We start from the raw sequence: 26427 nt of genomic DNA on the forward strand, positions 1-26427 counted from the left end.
CTGCTGCTTCATGCTTGCAATGGTCATGCGCTCTTCAGGCTGAAGCTGTTGATACGTTCTTCTTTTTTGCATGTGCGCACCTTACACGAGGAAGGTGTTGCACTTCAGATTTGATCGCGCCAGGCATTATGCCTATCTCAGAACCCAGCGATTCCACCTAACCGACTGTCCAGATTTCCGGGGCCACCTCTAGGCGCCCTCTTTTTCGCAGCTTTCCACCCGATGAATGACATGGAGGAGGCTATATTTCTTGCACACCCCGCGTTTTCTAACGCATCGACCCGGAACGAGCGGAACCCTTCCATGGGGCGTCGTCCTTGATTCCTAAGCCTCCTATGCGAAGGTGCCTCTCGGCGCCCCCTTTTTTCTCCCCGCTGGGACCATTACTCATGATCTCGTAAGGGTCCGGAACGCGACAGCGTTCTCTATGGAGCAGCGTCTTTCTTGTGTTGTGAAGCGTCGTCGGCTGATCGGGTTTTCGGACCCGGTCATTAAACTAATTTTCATCATGGAGTGGTTCATGGAAATAGTCGTTGTTGAACTGTGCTACGAAGGAGGGACTGTTCTTACCGATCGCGTCCTGTTAGATCGCGAATCAGCTGAGGTAACTCTGCCGCCGCGTTTGTCATCTCTTATGGAAATTCTCGATCAATCCGATCAGCGTAAATCGTTCATGGCGGAATGCGGCAGCGTTCGATTCCCGGTGGAGCATGATCGGGAGCGCGGCTATTTCATTAACTTCGATGCCGCTTCCCGTAAGAAACGTTCTTCTGGTGTTGAGCGGCCGGTTTCGCCGACAGCCGGGCAGCGGAAACTTAACGGTCGTTTCGCACATACGCTCAGCGCGCTTGCGGTAGTTGGCGCATGCTTTGAAATGGTAACCGCCGACCGTTTGAACTGGGCATCCCTTCTTGAGCCCGTCATACTTCTTTTATTGGCGGTAGTATTGTTCATTGTCGGGCATCGGAGCTTTGGCGTCGATAGCCTTTAAGAATAGTCGTCCTCGTTGGGCTATCACGTGCTGATTGTCGCAGTTCCCCATAAGTTCAGTGTGTATGTTGTCGCCAAACAGATGGCTGTCAGTAGAGCCGCACTTCGGGTGCGGCTCATCCGCAGTTATGCCGCTAGATGGTTACTCGCGGCTGCGATGCGCCTGAGACTGGCATCCCCAGGTTCGCGGCTACGAAGCCCGTTATTCTGATGACGACACCTTTGACGTCCGCGATCCCGGCAGGCAATCGACGAGCTCGCCATACTGTGCTTTTCCCCCGTGGCTGAACGCTCCGTTGCTCGAATTCATTTGGTGCGGGCGCGAAACATCAGGCAATCGCGGTCGCATGTGCACCAACTTAAGCTGATATCAGGATGCGAAGCATCATCGGGCGCAAGTGTGCTCATCTTCTCCGGGATCGGCTATTTTGCGCTCATCAGCTGATGACGGTGGTTGATTCTTCGTGTTTGTGACAGGCGGTACAGGCGCGGCTCGATGCTTCTGGCGCGCAATGTCCGGTCATGCAGTGGGGCAGCCCTCCGGCGGCAATGCCTCGCATGCCGCAGCGGTGCTTGTCCACATCGTGCACCATACTCACCGGGGTAAGAGGTAATGGATGAGGACAGAAGTGCAACACAAATGCCGTTAGCCTCCGGCATTCAGAAGGTTACATTAGGCTCGGAATTGATTTGAGCGACGACCAGCGAAGGGACTTAAAATTATCGTGCGTTTTTCAAGACAGGCGCGTTCGAAACCGAAGGAGATAAGCATGGCTGCGCGAATGTGGTCAGCAAAGGACAACCAGTCGTCAGGAAATTGTTGCGAAACAGGAGGGCTTGGCATGCGCGCCGGTTCTTTCGTATGCAAGCATTGCCAGGCTGCGGTTTTCGTATTCGCCACCTCATACTCGAGAATTCTGAGGAAAGTCATATCGGGTTCGAGGATATTTCCGGCTTTCATCGAATGCAAAGCATGACAAACAGTGCGCATTCTCTATTTTCGAAAGCCTCGCTGTGAGGGGCGCCCGCTCGCAAGGCTTGATCGAAATGATCAGTCGAGAAGTATATTGCTTTCGGCTCTTGGCAATCAACGGTAATCGAGGGACGACGCGAGCGGCATTGTCAGAAGCAGTCACGGAGCCTTCCGATGCGAATACCTGTCGGAGTTTTTCATTTTCAAGCAGTCCAAATCGATTGTTGTGAACCTACCTGAACACAGCCAGGCCCGTCATTAGATTACGGTCCGATTGCGGGGCTATCATACGTTAATAAGCCGGTCGAGGCTGGTCTTCAGCGGGGCGGCCGTTGATCTAGTGCGCGTCAAACCTCGCCCCTTCAGGGCGGGGAAAGATAGCGCGGACGGCATAGCCGTCCTTTGGAGTGCTCAGTGCGGCGTTCGCTGTTGCTCGATGTATTGGCGGATCACTGCAATGGGAGCGCCTTCCCAGCTACCTTCGAAAAGGATGGTGACCAAAGCGCACCTCCTGACAATTTGCGCCGGATGCTCGGGTAGTTCTGCTTTCGGAGCATGCGGCTCGAAACGCCCCTCAGGCTGTTCACCAGCGCCGATACGGCGACCTTGGGCGGATAGTTCACCAGCAGGTTCACATGGTCGTGTTCGCCGTCGAACTCGACTAGCTCGGCCTCGACGTCGGTGGACACGCTCGCAAACACAACGCGCATATCGTCGAGGATATCTTTCGTGAAGACGCCACGCCTGTACTTGGTGACAAAGACCAAATGCACGTGTATCAAGAAAACGCAGTGGCGTCCGTGTCCTATGTCGTTACCAGTGTCCGTAGATCAAATTATATTCGCGACTATGGAACGACTCTAGGTCTTCAAATTCTAGGGCTCGATCAAATCTGAAGTGCAACACCTTCCTCGTGGAAGGTGCGCACGTGCAAAAAAGAAGAACGTACCAACGGCTTCAGCCTGAAGAGCGCATGACCGTTGCAAGTATGAAGCGGCAGGGTTCGAGTGTTCGGGCCATGGCCCGAACACTCGGGCGCGCACTATCAACTGTGAGCCGCGAGCTGACCAGAAACACGTGTGTTCTGCCGTGCGCTATGCGTCTGCGCCGGCACAGTCGCTCAGCGCGAGCCGGCGTGAGGCTACGCGCCCATGTTCCAAGCTGCACCCTCAAAGCGTGTCGTGGCGCGTCGTACTCACCCTGCTGGAATGGAAGTGGTTGCCCCAGCAGATCTCAGGTACCCTCAAGCGCATGTGGCCCAACGATCCGACCCAGCACGTCTCGCACGAGACCATCTACACCGCCATGTATGCCCAGCCACGCGGAGAACTGCGCCTCCAGCTGACAGCCTGTCTGCGCCACGGCCACAGCACGCGTATGTCACGCAAGCGTGGCACTGACTGGCGCGGCCAGATCCCCGACACGGTGAGCATCCATGTGCGCCCGCCTGAGGTCGGGGACCGGATGATGCCCGGTCACTGGGAAGGCAACTCCATCAAGGGCGCCGGCAACCAGTCTTCCGTCGGCGTGCTGGTTGAGCGCACAAGTCGCCTGGTGCTGCTGGTGAATATGGAAGACGCCACCGCCGCCTCGGCACTGGCGGGCTTCACTGCCAAACTGAATTCGATCGCCGCCCCACTGCGCCAGAGCTTAACCTACGACCAGGGCAGGAAATGACCCGGCATCAGGAGCTTAGCGCCGCCACCGGCGTGTGCGTGTACTTCTGCGATCCCCACAGTCCATGGCAACGCTGTACCTGCGAGAACACCAACGGGCTGCTGCGGCAGTATCTGCCGAAGGGCACTCACCTCTCGATCTACAGTCAGGACGAACTCGATGCCATCGCCGACAGCCCCAACTGCCGACCTCGCGCTACCCATGCATTTGATTCGCCATTCGAGGTCTTCGAACGTATGCTTGCAACCGCTGCGATAATCTCAGCTTCCATTCATTAGCCCCCTGTTGCGCTTCACCTTTGAGACCGCCGTCAAATAGAAAGCGTTTTTGCAAACCGATACTTACCATTCTCATCATTGGCAAGCCGATGACGTTTGACGCGAACACTGAGTCCAGTTAGCTGGTTGTGGAGGAAACCGGATTCCAGCAGCACCATCCTGATGCAGGTGATTTCCAGGAGAAGCAGCTCAACATCAACGCATTGCTTCGAGCGCGCTTCGACAAAGCCTGCAAGCAAGGCCACATCAAGGTCCTGCAGCCGGAATGGATACGACGGGTACGGAGCAATGGACTGTTCAAATTCGAGCCAGACCTTGGCCATGATGGCGCGCATCATGTCGTTGCATCCGATCTTGTCGGCGCAACGCTTGACCTGCTCCAAGAGCGAGGAATCGGACATGGACGTCTCTCAAGTGGAAGGATGCTGTTCCATTAACGCGTCGTCTGCCGGACATGCCAGATCGTGCGCCCCATTGGGTTGGCCGATAGGATAGCCGCTTAGCGCGCCATGTCGGCGTTTTGCCAGAAGGCGCGCTGTCGCCCGCGGTAGTTTGCTCGGTGGGCGGCGACGATCGGCTTCGATATTGTGCAGCGATATATGCCCCTCGAACCTCTCCCGGATCGGCTGGCAGTAGTGTCCAAGAATCATCTGGATGCGGGTAGGGCCGTGTCCAAGCGATTCGCTGAGTTCCACCAAAACCTCGTAGGGGGCCATTTCCGCCTCCAGCATTTCGACTGCACTCTTGAGCGCATACGTGTAACGAAGTGAATGAAAGCTGATTGGCCCGACCATACCAGCCCGGCGGAGCAGTGCTTTGAGGCGATTCATTGCTGATCTGAGCGTCTTGCCGTTGCCAGTAATCAATTCGAGATTGTATTCGCGAGCGTACGCGAGCGCGGAACGGATTGCTTCGATCGTCTGCGGGCGCTCGCTCTCGATGATCCGCACTTGCCTCGGCCTTGCGTTTTTCGAGCCACGCATCAGCGGAAGCGTGGAATCGCCGCGCACGAGTGCGTCAAGCCACATTCCGAGATCGCGTGCACACATCAGCGCCTCCTTGCGTCGAAGGCCGAGATGCAGTGCGAGCGATATCATGTGCATGAGCCCTTGGTCTATCCCTTTCGCTCTGCCGATCAACTCGTCAATTTCAGTCGGGTTCAGGGCCCGTTTTGTCCCTTTCCTTACTCGTCGAACGAGTTGAAGTTCCTTGTTGTTGCACACCTCGTCAATGTTCCGGCCGGCAAGGCGTGATGTGACACGAACAGCCGAAAATATGTTCGCAAGGGTGCCCGCGGTTTTGCCCTGCGCCATGCAGTATTGGGCATAGGCATGAATCACCCATTCCGGAATTTCACTGACCGATGCGCGTAGTTCCCCTAGCTGCCTGGCAAAGCGCAAAAGGCCTGTTGTATCGAACCGCCTGTTCTGCTGAGTTGCAAAGCTGCCTCCTGCTTTTTTGCTGCTTACTGCGGAATTGTGTATGGCCTTTGACATCATGCTCATGAGCTAGCTCCCGGCTGTGACCCGCATGTCAACTCATGTTCGCCCGCGGGGGGAGGCAAACACGGCCCCAGTCACGATGAGCTCGTGACAGATCCGGAATACGTTCGGATGTCTGCAATGACGGGCTTGGCCGGGGCGGGGCGAGCGCGTACGTAAGCAATTGAATTCGGGGAGAGGGCCGGGTAATGCGTTGAGCTGTGGGATCCGGTTACGGATAGGCCCTTGGTGAAAGCAGGTTCTGGATGGAAAGTGGAAGCCCGCGAAGAGGAATTGCGTCAATGCGGGAGCGGTGAGTGGCGGGTGTCTGACAAAGACACTCCTTCTGCACCCGTCATGGGAGCAGACGCCGCGATTGGAGCGCTTGCGGCCTTCATCCGGAGATGAGTGAATCGCAAGGTTTGTCTTGATGGATACCGCGCTGTATATCGCAAGGAGAAGATGCTTCCTCGACATCGGGAAGACATTGGCGGCATGGCCGCGTCACGAACACCGCTCGTATCTGTGGCGTAGGCGTCAGGGAGCGAATCCCTGGTACGTTGAAAAGACTCGCCTGTACGGAACTTCCGTTGGCGAGCGATCACTTACCGCACAGGCGGTAACTGGTCGCGACGCGACACCGACTGCGCGTGCTGGCCTGAAAGAGTGAGAGAGGCACCACGCGAATGACGCTGTGGGAACTTCTTGCTTTGGAAAAGGCTCTGGCTCGATTGAGCCGTGCACGCCCGATTCATGTTGATGCTGCTAACACGAACTTGGCAAAGTGCTTTGCTTCGCCGTGACGCTGAGCAATGCTTGTATAGAAATTGGGCTAAAAAGCCCCCAACCCCCAGCAAGGGGTGTAATGGTCGATGCTCGTGACGTGAGCGAACGGTACTGCAATCATTAGAACATAGCTGCAGAGATAGCAAAAGGGGGGTGTCGCTTTCGCACAAAAAGCAGGTCGCCGCAGCATGGGCAACGTCCTCGAGTGGCCCGCGACGCAACACTATGTGGTGACCTTCGATCGCACACCAGTCCACGGGTCGGCGATTACGTTCGGCCCCCATCCTGGCGCGCTTCCTTGCCTGACCAACGGGTTGGCGGCGTACGTCACTGCGAATGGGGGACGAGAGAGATTCTGTTGTCTGGCCAACGCAGATTTGAGCAATCGTTGAGCGAATCGTAGTCAGTCGGTGACAGCCGCATTGTCTCAGCGCGGTACATCAGTGGGGAGTAAGGTGGCCGCCACGATCGACGCAAACAGCGTGGCCGCGTCCGCGAAGTGCTCCAACGAGAAATTGGCCGATCCGCGCAGTGCTCTGAAAAGTCGTCCCTTCCGCGCGGCCTGAAGGCTGAATATCGCGGGCTACGTGAGCGTCAGTGTGTTCGCGCTCAGATGGGTGGCCGTCTGGAATACGGTAATTCGCGTGTCGGCCGGTAGGTCGTCGGCGCATGCGGCCGTGCGAAATCCCGGTCACCGATGGTATGGCCGCAATGTGGGCAGTGCAGTTCTCTCCGGTGCAACGCGACGGCGCGCGGTTGCGGTTCCCTCTGGGACGAAGCTGCGACCGATGAACGTCGCGCAATGAGCTGCCTCCTCTGCCGGCGCGCACCACGGTCCATCATCCAGCCCATGCCTACAAACATTACATTGAGTCCAAGTAACGGCCATGCGATGTCCATGCTGGCTCCCCGCTGTTTCGGTGTGTCGAGCATAGCATGGGTACGTGAGCCGCCGGCTTGCCAGTTTTGACGGCGTGGGGGTATATTCACGCCTGCGTCCACAACGCATCGATCTTGCACTGCCATAGCCGTCCGTATTTTGCGATCGGCCTGTCGGCAAAGCCGTTCGCCCGTACGCCTCTGGTTGGCTCTCTGGACACTGTACGCGCTCCTTGGCACTGTGAGTTTTAGTGCCTGTCTTTCGGCTGTCCCTCCTCCGTCCCTTTTTTCTTCTTTGCGAACTTCTGACGGCCATCCCAGTCCAGGCGGCGTGTAGCGTCGGCCGTTCCAACTTCACCTCTGACTGCGTCTCGATGGCATCTAGCCATCGTCTGCACACTTCCTTGCCCGTGGCGCGCGCGGCCCGATAAACAGCGCACTCAAACGGCAGCGCGCTCGCCGCGCCGCTGAACGCCGGTCGGTGCCGGTGTGGCATCGACCAAGTCACGGAATCAATACAAGGAAAACAAACATGTACATTCTTTACGAATACCGGTACGTGATTGCCTGCAGCAGTCTGCCGTATGAATTCAGGCGGGAATTCCGCAGGCTTGCCCGGGGCCGTGTCACGTCGACGTATGATTGGCGCACTCGGGCCAAGGATCCTGTGCCGGCTGAAACCCAATGCCGGCGGGTGGCGGAGGTATTGGCGGGTTTTGAGGCGCTGCGCGCCAGCGGGTATGCTTTACAAACACCGTGGAACTTCGGCAGCAAGCATTTGCGGGTCCTCATCAATCGCTGGTCCACGCAGCGGCTGACATCTGAAGAGGCGGCCGAGAGGCTCGAGCATTGGCGCCAGTTTTTGCAATGGATCCGAAAGCGCCAGCTCATCGCTTTACTGAGTGCGCCTCTCACCGTGGGTGCGTCGAGTGTCGAGAGTAGACATGTCCAATGCTCGCATGCGGCAGCCTACTCGCGACCAGACATACCGATGCTCACAAGCGATAAGGCCATGGAGGCCCTCACGGAACACCGTGGCGACCTGCGCAAGGCGGCCCGCGCGCTGGGGACAACCACGCATTCTGTCTGTGAGGCCCTGAACGATGGTCAGCCACGAGAAAAGCGGCTTCCTCCCGGGCTCACGATCCTGACCTGATGCTTGACTTCCCGTAGCGCTCGATACGCTGGTTTCACCTACATAAACAAAGGAGAAGCCAGCATGCTGATTCACACTATCTTCGGGCTCGCGAGTGCATTGCTGTATGCGTATCTGAGCTTTAACGATAAACGGTCGGCTAAAGAGGAAGTTCGAGAAGCGCGGGCGGCCTCTGCCCGAGGGCGGGGGGAAGAAGGAGAGAGGGAGGTGTCAGCCGAGCTGCGCTGGCACCTCACGCGTTTGTGCGGCGAAAACTGGGAAGTATTGGATGGTCTCGTTCTGATTCATGCGCCGGGGAGCACCTTTCCGACTGCTGAAATCGATCATCTGGCGATTACGCCGTTCGGAGTCTTCGTGGTCGAAACAAAGCATTGGGCTGGTGTGGTCACACACGGTGAGACCGACGACACGTTGACGCTCACGACGGTTGACGGACAGCGGTGTGTGCGCACCTCGCCAATGAAGCAGAATGCGGCGAAGGTGCGGTTTTTGCGCAAACTGCTTCCGCCGCGGCTGTGAATCGTCGAAGGGCTCGGTGTCTTTTCGCATGATGCGGCAATGGTGGCACCCACGCTTCCAACGGCGCTGCTTGAGCGTAGTGAACTTTACCGGCACCTGCGGGTGCGACAGCAGCAGTTTGCGCGCACGGGGACAGGGCGCCTGCCCGTTCGCAAGATAGTTGACGCGATCTTGCAGCATGCAGACACGCACCCCGAGGCTCTCGTTGAACACCGACAACGAATCCAGGAGGGCCGCTCGCGCGGCCAAGGCTAGTCCTTGACCTAACACTGCTGACACGAGGAGGGGTGAACTGTGCTCACCGTCTCCTCTTCCTGACCACCATCCACCGTGGTGACTTGAACCGCACGATACTCACGTAGAGCCAGACATACGTCGCGGCAAACACCACCACGAAGCAGAACAGATGCAGCGTATGCCGCCAGAACAGCGTGGCCGGCACGACCGCGATCAGACACAGCAGCCACAGGTACGGCGATGTCAGTGAATTACGCCGCGTCAATTCGCGCGCGGTCCTCGCGCCCACTGCCCAGCGCATCAGCCGCTTGTACACCAGCATATGCAGATGGACGCCGTCGGGAATGCCCGGCGACATGCCGCGAATGAATTTCTTCCGGTAGATCGAGAAACAGGTCTCGAAGATCGGATACATGAACAACAGCACGGGGTACCAGGCCGACACGTCGCGATTGCGCATCACCAGCATGATCGACAGTTCGGCCAGCATGAAGCCGATGAAATAGGCGCCGCCGTCGCCGAGAAAGATCAGCCCCGCCGGGAAATTCCAGATGAAGAAGCCGAGCACCGCACCCATCATCATGAACGACGCGGACAGCACGATCGGATCGGACACCTGGAACGCCACGTAGGCGAGCGAGGCGAACATCATGAACGCGACCATCGAGGCGAGGCCATTGAAGCCGTCGATGATATTGATCGCGTTGGCGAGCGCGGCAACCGCCAGCACCGTCACCGCGCAGGAGATCACCGCATACGAGAGCAGGAAGTCGAGCGGCGGCACGCTGATGCGCGTCACGGCGATATTCAGGAGGAAATAGGCGAGCGCGGCGGCCGCCATCGTGCAGACGAGTCTCGCGAGCGGCGACACGCGCTTGGTCAGATCTTCGACCAGCCCCGAGCCGAAGGCCGGCATGCCGCACGCAATCAGCCCGAGAATGCCGCCTGACACGGCCGGGTAGGCGTGATGCAGCTGTACGGCGGAGACGATCAGCCCGACCAGAATCCCGGTCCCGCCGATGCGCGGCACCGGGCGCGCATGGAATTTCTGCACGCCGGCCAGATCGGTATCGGTGGAGAATTTTTCATGCAGATGCGCATAGCGCACGATCAACAGCGTGATCAGCAGTGAAACGAGAAAGCCGAGCGCAAAACTAAGCATGAAAGTGGGCCTGAGCGAAGACGCCGAATTATACAAACGAAACGCCCGCTGCCTTGAAAAGCAGCACCTCGGCACGATTGCGCGACGATCCCAGATAGTGAGGTGCAAACTGACCGCAAACGCCCGCCAGTCATGGATTTCACCTATCTAGCGGGAGCTGCGGGAGGTCGTTAACCTGGATGCGGCGAAGTGTCATTCACACGCAAAAAAAACGGCACATACACCTGCCAACCTGTTTTCGCCGCCGATCGCAAGACGTTCCGGAGACCCAATGCTTAATAACATCACAATTCGTGGCGGCCTGACGCTGGTGATCAGCGTATTTGTCGCTTTCCTGCTGACAGTGATCGGTGTCGGCTACGGCGCGCTCAAGCTCGCCAACAGCAGCCTCGACGACACGCAGCGCAGTGCGGCCGCGCTGTCTCATCTGAAGGCCAGTTCCGAAAAGCTGCTGCGAGTTCAGCTTGCGCTGGGTTCGTATCAGACGCTCTTTAGCGTCGGTAAGCAGACCGATGAACTGTTGCCGGCCGCGCACAAGGTGCTGGTCGAATCGAACAAAGATTTCCGCACCTACATGGCCGGTCCGTTTGCCAACGACAACGAGCAGAAGCTCGCGCAGAGCGTGGAGCAGGCGCGCAGTGCGCTGGTCGATAAGGCGATCGAGCCCGAGTTCAAGGCGCTGGCCGACTTCGACTTCAATACCTTCCGCAACATTCAGGGCGAGACGGCGAACGGCTTTTACGCCGCCTATTCGAAAGCGATCGACGCGCTCGAGCGTTCCCAGGTGGACAGCCAGCACCAGCAAGCTGAAACGGCGGCGCAACGGTTCCAGATCGCGACGCTGCTGTTCGTCGCGATCGGCGCAATCGCGATTGTGATCGGCGTGGCGGCGCGCATTGGTTTGTCAGCGGCGCTGATCAAGCCGGTCAACGCGACCGTCAAGCATTTCGAACGCATTGCCGCCGGCGATCTGACGGTCGCCATCAAGGTCAAATCGCGCAACGAGATGGGTCAATTGCTGTCGGCGCTGACGAAGATGCGTGATGGGCTCGTCGAGACAGTATCCAAAGTGCGTGGCAGCACGACCGCGATCACGCAGGGGGCGAACGAGATTGCATCGGGCAACGCGGATCTGTCCTCGCGCACGGAGCAGCAGGCGGCGGCCCTTCAACAGACCGCTGCGAGTATGGAGCAGTTGTCGGCCACGGTGAAGCAGAACGCCGACAATGCAAAGCAGGCGAACCGGCTCGCACATGGCGCGCTCGACACCGTGACGCGCGGGGGCAACGTGGTGTCGCGAGTCACCGAAACGATGGATGGAATCAGCGAGTCGTCGCGCAAGGTGACGGAAATCATCGGCATGATCGAAGGCATTGCGTTTCAGACCAACATTCTGGCGTTGAACGCGGCGGTCGAAGCGGCGCGGGCCGGCGAACAGGGGCGCGGATTCGCTGTGGTGGCCTCGGAGGTGCGCAGCCTCGCACAGCGCTCGGGAGCGGCAGCGAAGGAAATCAAGGAATTGATCGGGGAATCGGCCGCCAAGGTTCAGGAGGGCGCTTCGCTTGTGTCGGACGCGCAAAAGACGATTCACGAAGCCATGAGCGCCGTCGAACGCGTGACCGGCGTGATGAACGAGATCGAGGCGTCCGCGCTCGAACAGAGTGATGGTATCGAGCAGGTCAATAAGGCGGTCTCGCAGATCGATGAAGTCACGCAGCACAATGCGGCACTCGTCGAAGAGGCGGCTGCTGCGGCGAAATCGCTGGAGGAGCAGGCGACGATATTGCGCGATGCAGTGGCGGTGTTCCAGATGGCTTAGTAAATAGCAGGCCGCGCTCCTTTTGGGGTGCGGCATCACATTCGAAAGCGGATCCCGTGGTGCAATTCCGACAGAAAAGCAAGATTATTAATCAGCGATACTAATCATCTGTCCTTGCAATGCCGCGCGGGCGTTTAATGCGCAAAGAGCCCCAGCAGTGCATCATCCACTGGGCGACAGCACTTTTTCCCGACGCGCATGCGCGATCCGGAAATTTGTTCCATTCATTCGGTAAGGTATCGAAATATTGTCTGTGCGCGAACGCACAGAGCGGTGTATCGCATTCGGGGATATTGTGTGTAGATTGCCAGTTGGGAGTTATCCTCGACAATGGCAACGCGCACTGTGCGCATCAACCAGTGACAACAGTCGAGCCCAATAGTCATGCAGAGCTCCCCAGCGGAAAACCCGGAGAATTCCGGCAGCGTAGCAAGCGATTATTCGTGTGTCTTGTGTGGCGCCGGGCCTGCGGGAATGGGCTTTCTGTTCTACGCGTTCAAGAGTGGCAAGCTGGCCGAGGTAGCCAGAAACGGCTTGCTGATTATCGATAGACGCGTGAGCCTGGGGGCAGGCAAGCTTGGCGACTACGTGAACGTTACAGGCAATTCGGTGGCCAAGACTTTCCTCGCGTGCCTCGAACACGAGCGTTTCGACGAGGTGTTTGGCGACATCCGCGAATTTAACGCACTGCATAAAAAAATGGCAGCGGATCCCGACGGTGCACCGCTGCTCTCGGAAGTTGGCCAACTGCTCACGCTTGCCGCCGAGCGCCTGATCGCCTACGTCGTCGAACACTTCGACGTCGATGTGTTGCGTGGATATGAAATCGACGCGATCCGACGTGGTAAAGACGGGCGGTTCGAAATCGCCCATCACGACACGCGCAAACCAACCGTACGCCGACTCGTCACGAGCGACACTGTTGTGATGAATCTGGGCGGTTCGCAGCGCGTCGAAGAAGTCGATGAGTTGTGTCGCACGCTGGACGTTCCATCGCCGGGCAACGGCGTCATGATTCGCACATCGGACGATTTGCTTCGGCTCACAAAGAAGCAACTGGTGGACAGCTTCGCACCCGTGTTCGCCCCGCCCACAGCCCGGCGAACCAACCGCATAACGATCATCGGCGGCTCGCATAGCGCGTTCACGATGACGGAGCGCCTTGCTACAGACCTCGGAGGTGTCGGCCTCGATGAAATCTCCATCATTCATCGCTCCCCCATCCGGCTGTTTTTCGAAACCGAAGATGAAGCGCGCGCGTGGGGCTACACGGTAGACCCGGCAAGCGATATCTGCCCTGTCACCAAGCGCATCAATCGCTCCAGTGGCCTGCGTTATCGTGCGTTCGAGGTTGCATGTTCCGTCATGACTCACGGTCGCGTAGCCGGCACGAAGCCGCACATCGAATTGATCGACGCAGCCTCCGGAGAGGCCGGGCAACAGCGCGCCGCGATTTGTCTGACCGACTCATGTGCGGTCATTCATAGTGCGGGCTACGGGCCCAACATGTCCGCGCTGGTCGATCACCGGGGCGCGACGATTCCCTTGCAGTTCGGCCAGGGCGGAATCGAGGTCGACACGTTCGGCCGTCCGATCGACATCCGCGGCAATGCGATACGCGGCCTGTTCACATTTGGGCTCGGTGCCGGATTCCGGCCTGACCCTGAGATCGGGAGTGAGGCTGCATTCACCGGACGAATCTACGGCGTCTGGATCTTTCACCACGACATAGGCGGGCGGATTCTCGCTGGCGTTCTGAACGCGCTAGCCGGCAAGCCCGTCACGCGCGAAGCGGAAATGATTTCAACGTTGGACGACGACAGACTTGGGAGCAGCCGGTCAGGCCGCGGCCGCACGGACCCGAGCCGTTGACTGAGCGACCTCAGGAGCGGTTCCGCGTCTCGCGTATGCGGAACTCTTGTCGGGTAGATATCCTCAATAAATCAGACTGTCGCGATTTCAAACTTCGCTTGGCAGACGAATCAGATAACCTCGAAGTCTGCTCTATCTGCTACAAAGCAGCTCGTGCGTACAGCGCAAGAACGAACGCTCAGCGCACATAAGTCCTCACTATTCCGCCTATCGTGCTGGGTATTCCGCCAGTGTTATTGGCGCGACATTCTTTGCCGGTTATGCTGCACTGCGACATCGAAGACAACGTGGTGAACAGTGCGAAGCTTTGATCGTCTCCATTACCGCTTCAGTTTGCCGACCGCGCGAGTGAGGGGAAATGAAGTCATTGCCCCCTCGCTTCGAGTGGAGGCCCGCCATCCGCAGGCCTGCGATACTTATGTGAGGGAAATGATGACGACATATCAGTCATACCGCCGCGGTAACCGTCTGCTAGAGGCGCTCCCAACGCATGAATGGGAAGTGCTTGCTCCTCATCTCGAACTCGTCGAGTTGACCCCCGGCCAAATGTTGTCGAAATCCGGTGAACTTATACGAACCGTCTACTTTCCGGTCACGGCAATTGTCTCGCTTCTGCAGACCATGGAAAACGGCAGTTCGGTGGAGATCGCCGCGATCGGCAGGGACGGCACGACAGGCGTGCCGATCCTGACAGGTGGAGACACCATGCCGGCTAGTGTCCAGGCCCAGTGCCGGGGATTCGCCCATCGAATAAGCGCAAAGGCGCTGCGCGAGGCTTTGCGCAACTGTGGGTCTCTGCGCTCGCTCATGCTGCTATACATGCAGGCCCTTCTCACACAAGTTGCTCAAACGGCGGCGTGCAACCGGTTGCATCGACTGGACGAACAGCTGTGCCGCTGGTTGCTGGTCGATATCGATCGTTCGGGGACGAGTGATTTGCAAGTCACGCAGCAACTGATTGCCGACATGCTCGGTGTGCGCCGTGAAGGTGTAACTGAGGCGTCAGGCAAGCTTTGCGACGCCGAACTCATTCATCACAGTCGTGGCCGTGTCCGCATCCTGGATCGGACCGGACTCGAAGCACGGGCGTGCGAGTGTTACGAGATCGTCAAACGCGAGTTCGACCGGCTCTTGCCACGTATCAGTGCAATGGAGGCCACACGCTAGGAAGCGAGATTTTCTCGCGCGAATCCACACGCTGGTCGAGGCGTGAATTAAAGTTGCGCGCGTGGCGCTCTGTTTTCTTGCCAGTGGAATGGCTTTTTCGGCTGAGTCCGGAATACCGGACGTACTGGTTAGCGGTTGAAAGCACGCATCATCTTGATGTACCTCGCCGGCGTACGAGCGCCGTCTGTTTCGTCGTCCAACTGCCATTGCGTGGTGGCTGGCAGTCCGTGCCGCGCATCGCGCTACATTCGTGTTTCTGCCGGCTTTGCCGTGCTCGTATGTGAGACTGCCATCGCGCCGTGATCTTCGACTGCCTGGACCATTTGTGCACCGGCAAGAGGTCATTTCACGTCCCATGCGGCGCCTCACCTGTATCGCCTCAGATTCGTCCGTTTTTCGCCTTGGTCTCGATTCTAGTAAAGTATGATGTTTGGCGCGACGACCGCCGCGCCATACCATCGCTGCTGCCTGTTTGTCCTTGCGTTCGGCGCGTTGCTTGACCCGCAGCGTGCGGTGGTTTCCGGTAAATCGCGAAGGGGGTGAATCGTTATAAATTCAATCTCGCCTCAATTGAAAGGACCCAGGTAAATGTCGAGCGTCTTGACACATTTCTTATGCTTCATATTCGGCGTGCTCGTTGGTGTTTTCGTATGCGCGTTATGTGTCGCACGTTCCAGAACTCCACGAGACGACGAATGAATCTTTCAAGGGGCCGCTTAAGCAGTTGGCGTTTCGACGCTACCGCGGCCTCCTGAAAACGTTCTATACATTGACAACAAGCCGGACACGATCGACGTTACGCGATCGAGACACGGGCAACCCGAACACCTGAGCCGTTGCCCGTGCGCATTAACTCCCCCTCATTAATCTGATTGGCGCGGGCGAAAGCGCATATGTTGCTTGCCGCACTGAAACGAAATCACTAGACCCCTACACTGATCCGGTTGCTTCTGTTCGCGACGATGGAAGTCGCGATAAGAATCTATACCAAATCTGCTTAACGATCTCCTGTGTCCATACCATTCACCGGATGTCTGCCAGATTCCAATAGGCCTTCTGCGTTCGTGTGAGAAGGCGGTTTCCAGAGGGCTTCCATGATCGTCGTGACAGGCGGCGCCGGTTTTATCGGCGCCAATTTCGTGCTCGACTGGCTCAACGCGTCGGACGAAGCGGTACTGAACGTGGACAAGCTGACGTACGCCGGCAATCTGGGTACGCTCAAGTCGCAACAGGGCAACCCGAAGCATATTTTCGTGCGCGCGGATATCTGCGATCGCAGCGCGCTCGACGCTTTGTTCGCCGAGCACAAACCGCGTGCGGTGCTGCACTTCGCCGCGGAAAGCCACGTCGACCGTTCGATTCATGGACCGGCTGATTTCGTGCAGACGAATGTGGTCGGCACCTTCACGCTGCTCGAAGCGACCCGCCAGTACTGGAATGCGCTCGGCGAGGCCGACAAGGCCGCTTTCCGCTTCCTGCACGTGTCGACCGACGAAGTGTTCGGCTCGCTGTCCGCTACCGATCCGCAATTCTCCGAAACCACGCCGTACGCGCCGAACAGCCCTTACTCGGCGACCAAGGCGGGTTCGGACCATCTGGTGCGCGCGTATCACCATACGTATGGCCTGCCGGTGCTCACCACGAACTGCTCGAACAACTACGGTCCGTACCAGTTCCCCGAGAAGCTGATTCCGCTGATGATCGCCAACGCACTCGCGGGCAAGGCGCTGCCGGTATATGGCGACGGCCAGAACGTGCGCGACTGGTTGTATGTGGGCGACCACTGCAGCGCGATCCGCGAAGTGCTCGCGCGCGGCACGCCGGGCGAGACATACAACGTGGGCGGCTGGAACGAGAAGAAGAACCTCGAAGTGGTTCACACGCTGTGCGACCTGCTCGACCAGTTGCGTCCGAAGGCGGGCGCTTCGTACCGCGACCAGATCACTTACGTGAAGGATCGTCCGGGCCACGACCGCCGTTATGCGATCGACGCGCGCAAGCTCGAACGCGAGCTTGGCTGGAAGCCGGCGGAGACGTTTGAGACGGGCCTCGCGAAAACGGTGCAGTGGTACCTGGAGAACCAGGCGTGGTCGGACGAAGTCGCCTCGGGCGACTACCGCAAGTGGGTTGAGACCAACTACGCGCAACGCGCGTAAGGGCACGGCAATGGCGCGCAAAGGCATTATTCTCGCGGGCGGTTCGGGCACGCGCCTGTATCCGATCACGCATGTCGTATCGAAGCAGTTGCTGCCGGTGTACGACAAACCGATGATCTACTACCCGCTGTCCACGCTGATGGTGGCGGGCATCCGGGACGTGCTGATCATTTCGACGCCGCAGGACACGCCGCGCTTCGAGGCGATGCTCGGCGACGGCAGCCAGTGGGGGATGAACATCCAGTACGCGGTGCAGCCTTCGCCGGATGGGCTTGCGCAGGCGTTCATCATCGGCCGGGAGTTCGTGGGTAATGATCCGTCGGCGCTGATTCTCGGCGACAACATTTTCTACGGTCACGATCTGGCCGGCCAACTCGAGCGAGCGAGTGCGCGTGATAACGGCGCGACCGTGTTTGCGTACCACGTGCACGACCCGGAGCGTTATGGCGTGGTCGAGTTCGACAGGAGTTTCCACGCGCTCTCCATCGAAGAGAAGCCCGAGAAGCCGCGGTCGAACTACGCGGTAACGGGCCTGTATTTCTACGACAAACAGGTGTGCGACATTGCCGCGGATATCAAACCGTCGCCGCGTGGCGAACTTGAGATCACAGACGTCAATTCGTGCTACCTGCGTCGCAACGCACTCGAAGTCGAGATCATGGGCCGCGGTTACGCCTGGCTCGATACCGGCACGCACGACTCGTTGATCCAGGCGGCCACTTTCATCGAAACGCTGCAAAAGCGTCAGGGATTGGTGGTGGCCTGCCCGGAGGAGATTGCATTTCGCCAACACTGGATCGACGAGGAGAAACTGCTTCAGCTTGCGAAACCACTCGCCAAGAATGCTTATGGCCAGTATCTGCTCAATCTTCCGAAGGATCAGGTGGCATGGCCGACCCGCTAAAACTGTTCGCGCTCGAACAGAGTGAGGCGTTTCCGATTTCCGCGCGATAGCTGATATGCAACCTGCCGAACGTGCGGCGCCGCACATTTAGTTTGATACCGGACGGGTACGCTTCATTGCGTGGACCGCAGGAAAGCGCTCCGCAATTCGGTTGCGCGGCGGGTTTTTATTGCGGGACCGTCCGCGGAGTCGAGGGGCGTTCAATCAGGAGTCACGATACGCCTGCCGACCGAATCAGGTAGCCGGCAATACATCGTGTTTCACAAGTAGCAACTCTCTCATGTCGGCGATACGCAACCGCCCGGCGTGATCTGTCATTCCGGCGTCGGCCGGCCGGAATGGACATGGCATCTATCGGTCGTTTGGACGATCAAGCGCTCGCCCTAAGACACGTTCGTGATGAATTGACAATGGCAATTCGAAATTCGCGGCGACTCTGGCGTTACCTGCAGCCTTTACCTAATTTACCGGCAGACCGCGATGTTGAGACGAACCCTGCTCGCAAATTTCGCTGGCCAGATGGTGACCGCGGCACTTGGCATCGTCATGGTCCCGATCTATGTGCGTCATCTCGGGGTCGAAGCTTATGGGCTGATTGCCATCAATGCGGTGGTTCTCGCATGGGTGCTGGTTCTCGATTTCGGACTTTCGCCTACGTTGTGCCGGGAACTCGGGAGCCTGCGGGCAGGCACCGGTTCAAAAGCTGAAGTCGGGCTGCTGCTGGAATCGCTGGAAAAGCTGATTCTCGGCACAAGTACCATTCTGTTCATCTTGTCGATCTTCGTGGCGCCTTATTTCGCCGAGCGATGGCTGAACGCGTCCACGCTGCCCCCCGGCGTGATACGTACCGCATTTGTGCTGATGATGCTGACTGCCATCGCGCGCTGGCTTGGCGCGCTGTACCGCGGGGGTGTCGTCGGCATCGATCGACAGGTCGCGCTCAACGGTATTGTCATCACTTTCGCAGTGATACGCACGGTGCTCGTTGTGCCAATCATCATGGTCTGGCCGCGTATCGAGTTCTTCTTTGTATGGCAGCTCCTTGCGATTGTCGCGGAAGCTATCGCGATGCGCACGCTGCTCGGCCGTACGATCGACATACCGTTCTTATCGACACATTTTTCGTGGAGGGTACTGTCGTCGCGAGCGAAATTGTCGCTTTCGATTGCATTGGCGACCGTGATCTGGGCCTGCACCACGCAGATCGACAAGATCGTCCTTTCCAAAATCCTGCCGCTGGCGGATTTCGCGGTATTCAGCCTGGCCACTCTGCTGGCGAGCGGCATCTTGTTACTCGCCAACCCGATTCAACAGGCATTCATTCCACGCTTGACTACCGAAAGCTTCGGCGGCGGGGAGCGTATTCGTCAGATGTACGCACTGGCCACCGAACTGACTTCATTGGCGGTGTTGCCGGTCGCGGCCGTGTTCTTTTGTGCGCCCGAGGCCGTGCTTCGATTCTGGTCCGCCAGCGCTCCGGTATCGCCCGACGCGTTGCGAATCATGCAATGTTATGCGGCGGGAAACGCATTTTCGGCGATCGCTTCGCTGGCGTTCATTGTGCAATACGCAAAGGGAAACCTGTCACTTCACCTGAAGGGCAATATCGGCTTCCTCCTTCTCTACGCGCCTGCGGTGCTATTTGGCGGCATGCGTTTCGGTGCGGTCGGCGCCGCTTATGCGTGGATGGCGATGAACTTTCTGCTGTTGTTCGGTTGGGTTGCGATCGTACATCGAAAGTTTATCCCCGGCATCAACGCGAGTTGGTATCGCAGTCTCGTTGCGCGTATCGCCGCGCTTGCGCCCGTCGGACTGGTGTTGAGTCGCGTGGATCTGGCAGCCTGTTCACGCATCGGTCTGTTCTTTGTTCTTTCTGGAGCGTGGCTTGCCATGGTCGCATTGACGATTGCGGTCTCGCCAATCATTCAACAAAAGGCTCGCCGCCTGGCCGGGCGGCTAATCCTAAACCGAGAGAGCAGCATGGATACTAACCTTCACCCTCCGGTCCAGGAGCAGGGTGCGCCCGTATTGTCCGTAATCGTGCTTTGCTACCGGCAAGGCGAGTATGTAGGTCCGTGTCTCCAAAGCGTACTCGACCAGCGACTCGATGTGCCTTTCGAGGTGATCGTGGGCGATGATAATTCGCCCGACAATTCTCTCGACGTGATCGAGTCGTTTCGCTTGCGTTATCCGGACATAATCAAGGTCATTTCGCACGACACCAACGTCGGTTTCGCAGCGAACTTTGCCGATACGGTCGCGCTCGCGAAAGGCGAATACATCGCGAACATCGACGGCGATGACCTCATGTCTCCCGGCAAGCTGCAGCGCCAACTCGACTTCCTCAGAGAGCACCCCGAGTGCGGTCTCGTCGTCCATAAGATGCGCACGGTGGATCAGGATACGCTGGAGACGGTGTCGTACCCGTTGCCCAGAAAAAAGCCTGCAACCTTCGACGCCGAATATCTCATCAAGAACGGCCCGTATTTCTTCCATAGTTCGGAAATGTATCGGGCTCATCTCCGTCACCGAAGTCCCGTTGATGTCGGTCTGAAATCTGTCTGTGATGTGGCCCATCTTGTTCAGGTTGTGTTTGGTTCGCAAGGTGCCTACCTGGACGAAGAGTGGGGGCTTTATCGCGTCAACCGGACCGGCATGACCTCGATGCGAATCAACAATCCCGAGCGTCATAGGGAGAACATGAACGACATGATTCAGACCTGCCAGATCGCGGCCGATCTCGGTATGGCGAGCGGCGTAGTGGACCGCGGGCGCGCGAGGTTCTATCTGACCTCGGCCATCTTCTACCTGGAGCACGCACGCGAGGACAACTTCGAGGACTGCATCGAGTCGAGTTGGCGTGCCGCAAAAATCGGCTTTAAACAGCTGCTTTTGTACTCGATGCGTCGCTGGCCCCGTACGTTGCGAACCGTCTACACGCGGCTCAAGCAGATGGCCGGACGACAACGGATGAACGCATGAGTACAACCGTTCAGGAGAACGAGCGGGCTGCCCCCAAAAAGGTGCGACTTCTCGACTTGTATAACCGGGCGCGTTTGGTCTGGTACCGACTCAAGACTCGCCTGTGGTACGCGCAGGTGTTCAAGTCGGTCGGCGCAAAAACGACGATTTATCGTCCCATGCTGCTCGTCAACGTCCACTACGTGTCGATTGGCGAGCGCGTACTGATTCGGCCTGGTGCGCGCATCGAACTTGTCGTGACGGACGCGGCTGCACCGCCGCGGCTCACGATCGGGAGCCGGGTCAATATCGAACAGAACGTGCACATCGTATGCGGCTCGTCGATCGAAATCGGCGACGGCGCGACCATCACGGGGAACGTCGCCATTGTGGATGTCGAGCACCCGTATGAGGACGTCAACGACAAGACACGTATCGGTGAGCGTGTTCGCGCGCGAGGTAATTACGTGCTGATCGGGCAGGGCGCATTTATTGGGTTTAACTCGGTGATTCTGCCCAACGTGAAGATTGGCCGCCACGCCGTGGTGGGCGCGCATTCGGTGGTGACGCGCGACGTTCCCGACTATTGCGTGGTTGCAGGAAATCCAGCGCAGATCATGAAGCGCTACAACTTCGAAACCAGATCTTGGGAAAGGGAGAAGCAATGAAAGTCCTGATTACGGGTGGTGCCGGCTTTATCGGCTCGAGTCTGGCGCGCAAGCTCTGCGCAAACAACGCGCAAGTCACGGTGCTCGACAACCTCTCCCCGCAAATCCACGGAGACAATCCCATTGTCACGTCGGCCATCTTCGCGTCGTTGCCGGAAAGCGTGCATTTCGTGAAGGGGTCTGTGACCGATCGGGCTGTGCTCGAACGCGTCATGCAAGGACAGGACGCAATCGTTCATCTCGCGGCCGAGACGGGGACTGGGCAATCCATGTACGAAGTGGATCGCTATGTGGACGTGAACGTGCATGGCACAGCACTGATGCTCGACATTCTGGTGAAGAACAGCAGTAATTCCGTGCGCAACGTAGTCGTTGCTTCGTCGCGCGCGATTTACGGTGAAGGGAAATACCGTTCTCCCGCCGCCGGCATTCTCTATCCCGGTCCGCGGAAAGAAAAGGATATGCTCGAGGGCCAGTTCGAGCACCTCTGCCCGATCAGCGGTGAACCGATGGAATGCGTGCCGACGGATGAAGAATCGAAAATCCACCCGACCTCGCTCTATGGCATCACCAAGCAGACGCAGGAACAGATGGTGATGACGACCTGCCGTTCCATCGGCATCGCCGCGTCGGCGTTGCGTTATCAGAATGTCTATGGTCCGGGACAGTCGTTATCCAACCCGTACACGGGCATTCTTTCGATCTTTTCGACGCGCATTAAGAATGGCAATCCCATCAATATTTTCGAGGATGGCCTGGAAAGCCGCGACTTCGTCTATATCGATGATGTGGTCGATGCGACCTATGCCGCGCTCACGAACGCAAACGCCGCGGACAACGTCTTCGGCATTGGATCGGGTGTGCGCACCTCGGTCATGGACGTGGCCATGACGCTGCGCGACGTGTATGCCAGCGATGTCAGCGTATCGGTGACGGGCGCATTCCGCCTGGGCGATGTCCGACATGTCTACGCTGATTTGACGAAAGCGAGGGAGATGCTCGGATTCGAACCTAAGGTCTCGTTTACCGAAGGTATCGCGCGGTTTGCCGAGTGGGTCGACCGGCAGCAGGTGATGGCCGATACCTACGAAAAAAGCATCGCCGAGATGCGGGAAAAGGGCCTGTACAAGGGCTGTGAACGCGCGGCCTGACGTCCAACGATAAGCTCCGCCAGACGGAGGCGCCGGGACGGCCGCCTCCGTAACTCATTTGAAGGAAGCAATATGTCAACGAGATATGGTTCGCCGCTGATCGGGATTGTCACCGTGCTGTATCGCTCCGATTCCGTGCTTCCCGATTTTTTCAAAAGTCTGGCGGCCCAGCGTGGTGCGAATTTCAAGCTGTATGTGATCGACAATAGCGAGAAGGACACGGGAACGACGATGTCCCGAGAGCTTGCAGCTCAGCACAATATCCACGCCGACATCGTGTTCAACAACGACAATGTCGGTGTTGCCCGTGGCAATAATCAAGGTATCGAGATGGCGCTCGCGGACGGATGCGACTACGTTCTGTTGGCCAATAACGACACCGATTTTCCCGATCCCGACGTGATCGCGGGACTGGTGCGGCACACCGAGGAAGCGGGCGCGTTGGCGGCCGTGCCCAAGATCACCTATCACGGGACCAACCGGATATGGTGTGCGGGGGGGCGGTTCTCGCCGCTTACCGCTACCACGCCGCACGTGGGCGATCGGAAGGAAGATCGCGGACAGTTCGACCAGGAAATGTTTACGGAATACGCGCCGACATGCTTTATGTTGCTGCACAAAAGCATCTTCGAGATGATCGGTATGATGGATGAAAAGTACTTCGTCTATTACGACGATAGCGACTTCGTCTGGCGAATGAGAAGTGCCGATATTGGTTTGCTGTATGTGCCGACATCAAGCGTGGGTCACAAGGTGGCGGTGTCCACTGGCGGCAATGAAAGTCCCTTCAGCCTGTTTTATACGGCGCGCAATCGTGTTTATTTCAGCCGCAAGCATCTGGCGCCGGCGCACCGTGCGATTGCTATTGCCTATGCCATCGTCACTTTGACGGCCAAATGTGTCAAGTTTTCGCCAGCTGCGAGGTCGAGCGTGTTCAAGGGTCTTAGAGCCGGCTTCTCACTGTCAGTCGCCGATCATTGATGGATGACTTGCCAGGCAGCGCGCCGCTACTTTGGCGCGCGGCTACTTTCTGTACGCGTAACCGGGCGTAGGCAATCGCAACGAAGGTCCAAGGTGCGAGGTAGGAGAACTCCGGGACGGAGATCATCATCATCACCCATGTCGTGACGCAACATTGGCGCAATGCCAATCCTTCTACGGACCAATCGAGTTTGAACGCAGGATACAGAATCAGGATGCTCACGAGAACGAGCCCCACGAGCCCGGTGTTGACGAGAAGGGTGGAGAAGAGATCGGTCGATCGTATATAGCCGAAGCCCACCCCGAACAACTGGTTGGCAAGCGATCCGTCGGCCCACATGTCCACGGACGCGCGGAAAAGGCCGGATCTTTCGACGCCGGAGACATTGGTTCCATCGAGCTTGTCGAGAATCATTTGCTGAAAGAGGTCAGCAATGTAGTCTCGTGCCAGGTAGGCGACCACAAACGCCCCGAATGCACCGGCCAGAGTCTTGAGTGGATGGAAGCTGATCTTGCGCATACGAATGAGTAAATAGACGACGTAACCGACGAAGGCCGTCGAAGAAGTACTCATGATGAGCGATGCGCCAACGATCCACACCGGCAGGCGTCTCCTGGATGTTGCGTTGAAGTAAACCCAAAACGGAAACATCGAAAAAGCGTACATCGACGGCTCACCAGTGAGACTCTTAAGTCGCTGGATAGTCATGCCGGCGACGTCGATCCGCTGGATGGAGGTCCCAGTGGCCGCGCCTTCCGGCGCAGCACCTCTATTCGGAAAATCGGTGCCGAAAGCCCGATTGGAAATAAAGTCGCCAGGTCGGCCCATCACGACAAAGTAGATGACTTCATAAATGCCGTACGCAGCGAAAATCGCTGCCGACGCAAGCAGCCACTGCTGCCACGAAGGTTTATAGAAAATATAGACGTATGAAGCATAGAGCACCACGGCGGCGAGATAGATCGTCTGGGTGAACAGGCTCTTTCTCATGACGAAGGTCAATACATCCGTGTCGTCGATGAGCACGACTTTCGTTAAATCGGGTTCGTAGGCAACTGCGGTGTTCGCGAGCTGAGACGCCAGGAAGAAGACTGTCCACACAACAACCGCGATGAGCAGGAAGTTGAGATAGCGGCGGCGCGACGCGCCGGCGCATGCCAGTGCTACCGGCAGTGAAAGAAAACACATGAGGTAGCCCAGGGTCGTCCCCTGAATGGAGGGAATGATGAGTACCGACGTCACAGGCATGGCGAATACCCAGACGAAATAGTACAGATCAGCGTGCGAGGTAAAGCTCTGTTTCATGAGGTTCCAGAGGAGGCTTGCAAACGGGCGCAGGCAGCAGGAGTGAGCTTCATCCGAAGCGTTGACGTAGATCCTTCATCAACGCCCGGATGCCACTTGCGCGCGCCTGTCTGAGAGGCGGCGAATCTTAGTTCAAAAGCGCGCTAAAAATGCCGGTTACGCGTGCCTGTTGCGCTTCGGTCAAGCCGGCCCAGAGGGGTAGGCGAATCAGGCGTTTTGACTGGTCGATAGTGACGTCCAGTGAACTGCCGACTTTGCCGTACCGTAGCCCGCCAGGAGATGAATGGAGCGGAACATAGTGAAACACCGAGCCAATTTCTTGCCTTCTATATTCATCGAGCAGACGCTGGCGCGTGTCTTCATCTTCAACCAACACAAAATACATGTGACCGTTGTGCTGACACTCTGCCGGGATGACGGGGCGGCGAAGTGCGCCCTTGCGTTCGAACGGCTCGAGAAGCGCGTGATATCGCTCCCAGTTCGCGAGGCGTGCTCGCGTAATCTTTTCAGCGCCTTCCAGCTGAGCCCACAGATAGGCGGCGATCAGCTCGCTCGGCAAGAATGACGAGCCGACTTCTTGCCAGGTGTATTTGTCGACTTCTCCACGGAGATAGCGGCTGCGATCGGTACCTTTCTCGCGGATTATTTCGGCGCGCCTCGTTAGACAGGGATCGTTGACGAGCAGGGCTCCGCCCTCGCCCGAGATGATATTTTTCGTTTCGTGGAAGCTGTAGGCACCGAGGTCGCCAATGGAGCCCAGGCCGCGGCCCTTATAAGTGGCCATGACACCCTGCGCGGCATCTTCGACCACTTTAAGTCCATGGCGTTCGGCGATGGACATGATCGTGTCCATTTCGCATGCCACACCGGCGTAATGCACCGGGACGATCGCGCGGGTTCGTGGCGTGATTGCTGCTTCGATCAACCGCTCATCGAGATTCATGGTGTCTTCACGGACATCCACGAAAACCGGCACGCCGCCGCGAAGGACGAATGCGTTCGCAGTCGAGACGAACGTGTACGAAGGCATGATGATCTCGTCGCCTGGCTGGATATCCAGCAGGAGAACCGCCATTTCTAGTGCGGCCGTGCAGGAATGCGTCAGCAATGCCTTGCCGGAACCGCTTCTTTCTTGCAGCCACTGGTTGCAACGTCCAGTGAAGGATCCGTCGCCAGCCAGCTTCTTGTTGAAGTGGGCTTCCGCAATGAACTTCAGTTCGTTGCCGGTCATGGCGGGCGTGTTGAAGGGAATGCGGTTCTCGTTGACTTCGATTCCAATTTGCGGCGTAGATCGGCTCATGAAT

Annotated in this window: 18 protein-coding genes and 2 pseudogenes; 13 read left to right on the forward strand and 7 right to left on the reverse strand. The window is 57.9% G+C overall.

Features of this window, described 5'->3' with window-relative positions; translation table 11 throughout:
- Positions 1–520: 520 nt before the first annotated feature.
- On the forward strand, positions 521–991 hold the full coding sequence (locus tag AC57B1_RS12470; protein ID WP_496417631.1) for a hypothetical protein: 471 nt from the start codon (positions 521–523) through the stop codon (positions 989–991).
- A 672-nt stretch (positions 992–1663) separates the two neighbouring features.
- Here AC57B1_RS12470 and AC57B1_RS12475 read toward each other — a convergent pair.
- Positions 1664–1951, reverse strand: coding sequence for a hypothetical protein (locus AC57B1_RS12475; protein WP_496417632.1), 288 nt, complete (start codon positions 1949–1951; stop codon positions 1664–1666).
- Between the two features lie 423 nt (positions 1952–2374).
- A pseudogene (gene tnpA / locus AC57B1_RS12480) lies at positions 2375–2772 on the reverse strand (IS200/IS605 family transposase).
- 164 nt (positions 2773–2936) lie between these two features.
- On the opposite strand from tnpA, the pseudogene AC57B1_RS12485 reads away from it, so the two are divergent.
- A pseudogene (locus tag AC57B1_RS12485) lies at positions 2937–3918 on the forward strand (IS30 family transposase).
- Positions 3919–3950: 32 nt separating this feature from the next.
- Here AC57B1_RS12485 and AC57B1_RS12490 read toward each other — a convergent pair.
- Both AC57B1_RS12490 and AC57B1_RS12495 read right to left on the reverse strand, forming a co-directional pair.
- Positions 3951–4319 carry a hypothetical protein gene (locus AC57B1_RS12490; RefSeq protein WP_496417633.1) on the reverse strand — a complete coding sequence of 123 codons (369 nt, stop codon included), beginning with the start codon at positions 4317–4319 and terminating at the stop codon, positions 3951–3953.
- Between the two features lie 9 nt (positions 4320–4328).
- A complete protein-coding gene (locus AC57B1_RS12495) occupies positions 4329–5423 on the reverse strand; it encodes an integrase domain-containing protein (protein ID WP_408480068.1) in 1095 nt (364 codons plus the stop codon).
- 2173 nt (positions 5424–7596) lie between these two features.
- Between AC57B1_RS12495 and AC57B1_RS12500 the strand changes: the two genes are divergently transcribed.
- The gene (locus AC57B1_RS12500) at positions 7597–8220 is read left to right on the forward strand and encodes a hypothetical protein (protein ID WP_496417634.1); all 624 of its coding nucleotides are present in this window, start codon (positions 7597–7599) and stop codon (positions 8218–8220) included.
- 63 nt (positions 8221–8283) lie between these two features.
- Positions 8284–8739, forward strand: coding sequence for a nuclease-related domain-containing protein (locus tag AC57B1_RS12505; protein ID WP_496417635.1), 456 nt, complete (start codon positions 8284–8286; stop codon positions 8737–8739).
- A 298-nt stretch (positions 8740–9037) separates the two neighbouring features.
- On the opposite strand, the gene AC57B1_RS12510 is transcribed toward AC57B1_RS12505, so the two are convergent.
- Positions 9038–10138 (reverse strand): MraY family glycosyltransferase, encoded by a 1101-nt coding sequence (locus tag AC57B1_RS12510; RefSeq protein ID WP_496417636.1) that lies wholly within the window; start codon positions 10136–10138, stop codon positions 9038–9040.
- 271 nt (positions 10139–10409) lie between these two features.
- On the opposite strand from AC57B1_RS12510, the gene AC57B1_RS12515 reads away from it, so the two are divergent.
- The 9 genes from AC57B1_RS12515 (at position 10410) to AC57B1_RS12555 (ending at position 23817) form a co-directional block, all read left to right on the forward strand.
- Entirely contained in the window at positions 10410–11957 is a 1548-nt protein-coding gene (locus tag AC57B1_RS12515) for a methyl-accepting chemotaxis protein (RefSeq protein WP_496417637.1), read from the forward strand.
- A 384-nt stretch (positions 11958–12341) separates the two neighbouring features.
- The gene (locus tag AC57B1_RS12520) at positions 12342–13829 is read left to right on the forward strand and encodes a hypothetical protein (protein WP_496417638.1); all 1488 of its coding nucleotides are present in this window, start codon (positions 12342–12344) and stop codon (positions 13827–13829) included.
- 432 nt (positions 13830–14261) lie between these two features.
- Entirely contained in the window at positions 14262–14996 is a 735-nt protein-coding gene (locus AC57B1_RS12525) for a Crp/Fnr family transcriptional regulator (protein WP_496417752.1), read from the forward strand.
- A 1094-nt stretch (positions 14997–16090) separates the two neighbouring features.
- On the forward strand, positions 16091–17152 hold the full coding sequence (gene rfbB, locus AC57B1_RS12530; protein WP_496417639.1) for a dTDP-glucose 4,6-dehydratase: 1062 nt from the start codon (positions 16091–16093) through the stop codon (positions 17150–17152).
- Positions 17153–17162: 10 nt separating this feature from the next.
- Positions 17163–18056: a glucose-1-phosphate thymidylyltransferase RfbA gene (gene rfbA / locus AC57B1_RS12535; RefSeq protein ID WP_496417640.1), complete on the forward strand. Its 894-nt coding sequence runs from the start codon at positions 17163–17165 to the stop codon at positions 18054–18056.
- A 480-nt stretch (positions 18057–18536) separates the two neighbouring features.
- Positions 18537–21038: a glycosyltransferase gene (locus AC57B1_RS12540; RefSeq protein ID WP_496417641.1), complete on the forward strand. Its 2502-nt coding sequence runs from the start codon at positions 18537–18539 to the stop codon at positions 21036–21038.
- Positions 21035–21685, forward strand: a complete 651-nt coding sequence (locus AC57B1_RS12545; protein WP_496417642.1) for an acyltransferase — start codon at positions 21035–21037, stop codon at positions 21683–21685. Before AC57B1_RS12540 ends, AC57B1_RS12545 begins: the two co-directional genes overlap by 4 nt.
- Positions 21682–22836: an NAD-dependent epimerase/dehydratase family protein gene (locus tag AC57B1_RS12550; protein ID WP_496417753.1), complete on the forward strand. Its 1155-nt coding sequence runs from the start codon at positions 21682–21684 to the stop codon at positions 22834–22836. Before AC57B1_RS12545 ends, AC57B1_RS12550 begins: the two co-directional genes overlap by 4 nt.
- Before the next feature lie 72 nt (positions 22837–22908).
- Entirely contained in the window at positions 22909–23817 is a 909-nt protein-coding gene (locus AC57B1_RS12555; protein ID WP_496417643.1) for a glycosyltransferase family 2 protein, read from the forward strand.
- Here the strand turns inward: AC57B1_RS12555 and AC57B1_RS12560 are convergent.
- Both AC57B1_RS12560 and rffA read right to left on the reverse strand, forming a co-directional pair.
- Complete coding sequence (locus AC57B1_RS12560; protein WP_496417644.1) at positions 23780–25123, reverse strand: O-antigen ligase family protein; 1344 nt, start codon at positions 25121–25123, stop codon at positions 23780–23782. The genes AC57B1_RS12555 and AC57B1_RS12560 overlap by 38 nt on opposite strands.
- Positions 25124–25250: 127 nt before the next feature.
- The gene (gene rffA, locus AC57B1_RS12565; protein WP_496417645.1) at positions 25251–26423 is read right to left on the reverse strand and encodes a dTDP-4-amino-4,6-dideoxygalactose transaminase; all 1173 of its coding nucleotides are present in this window, start codon (positions 26421–26423) and stop codon (positions 25251–25253) included.
- Between the last annotated feature and the right edge of the window lie 4 nt (positions 26424–26427).

The sequence above is a fragment of the Paraburkholderia sp. BGA-UO-ETr-F21 genome (assembly GCF_059567925.1).

Excerpts from the sequence above, each read along its gene's own strand:
- AC57B1_RS12470 (WP_496417631.1), top strand. The coding sequence starts at position 521 with ATGGAAATAGTCGTTGTTGAACTGTGCTACGAAGGAGGGACTGTTCTT.
- AC57B1_RS12475 (WP_496417632.1), bottom strand. The coding sequence starts at position 1,951 with ATGAAAGCCGGAAATATCCTCGAACCCGATATGACTTTCCTCAGAATT.
- AC57B1_RS12490 (WP_496417633.1), bottom strand. The coding sequence starts at position 4,319 with ATGTCCGATTCCTCGCTCTTGGAGCAGGTCAAGCGTTGCGCCGACAAG.
- AC57B1_RS12495 (WP_408480068.1), bottom strand. The coding sequence starts at position 5,423 with ATGAGCATGATGTCAAAGGCCATACACAATTCCGCAGTAAGCAGCAAA.
- AC57B1_RS12500 (WP_496417634.1), top strand. The coding sequence starts at position 7,597 with ATGTACATTCTTTACGAATACCGGTACGTGATTGCCTGCAGCAGTCTG.
- AC57B1_RS12505 (WP_496417635.1), top strand. The coding sequence starts at position 8,284 with ATGCTGATTCACACTATCTTCGGGCTCGCGAGTGCATTGCTGTATGCG.
- AC57B1_RS12510 (WP_496417636.1), bottom strand. The coding sequence starts at position 10,138 with ATGCTTAGTTTTGCGCTCGGCTTTCTCGTTTCACTGCTGATCACGCTG.
- AC57B1_RS12515 (WP_496417637.1), top strand. The coding sequence starts at position 10,410 with ATGCTTAATAACATCACAATTCGTGGCGGCCTGACGCTGGTGATCAGC.
- AC57B1_RS12520 (WP_496417638.1), top strand. The coding sequence starts at position 12,342 with ATGCAGAGCTCCCCAGCGGAAAACCCGGAGAATTCCGGCAGCGTAGCA.
- AC57B1_RS12525 (WP_496417752.1), top strand. The coding sequence starts at position 14,262 with ATGACGACATATCAGTCATACCGCCGCGGTAACCGTCTGCTAGAGGCG.
- rfbB (WP_496417639.1), top strand. The coding sequence starts at position 16,091 with ATGATCGTCGTGACAGGCGGCGCCGGTTTTATCGGCGCCAATTTCGTG.
- rfbA (WP_496417640.1), top strand. The coding sequence starts at position 17,163 with ATGGCGCGCAAAGGCATTATTCTCGCGGGCGGTTCGGGCACGCGCCTG.
- AC57B1_RS12540 (WP_496417641.1), top strand. The coding sequence starts at position 18,537 with ATGTTGAGACGAACCCTGCTCGCAAATTTCGCTGGCCAGATGGTGACC.
- AC57B1_RS12545 (WP_496417642.1), top strand. The coding sequence starts at position 21,035 with ATGAGTACAACCGTTCAGGAGAACGAGCGGGCTGCCCCCAAAAAGGTG.
- AC57B1_RS12550 (WP_496417753.1), top strand. The coding sequence starts at position 21,682 with ATGAAAGTCCTGATTACGGGTGGTGCCGGCTTTATCGGCTCGAGTCTG.
- AC57B1_RS12555 (WP_496417643.1), top strand. The coding sequence starts at position 22,909 with ATGTCAACGAGATATGGTTCGCCGCTGATCGGGATTGTCACCGTGCTG.
- AC57B1_RS12560 (WP_496417644.1), bottom strand. The coding sequence starts at position 25,123 with ATGAAACAGAGCTTTACCTCGCACGCTGATCTGTACTATTTCGTCTGG.
- rffA (WP_496417645.1), bottom strand. The coding sequence starts at position 26,423 with ATGAGCCGATCTACGCCGCAAATTGGAATCGAAGTCAACGAGAACCGC.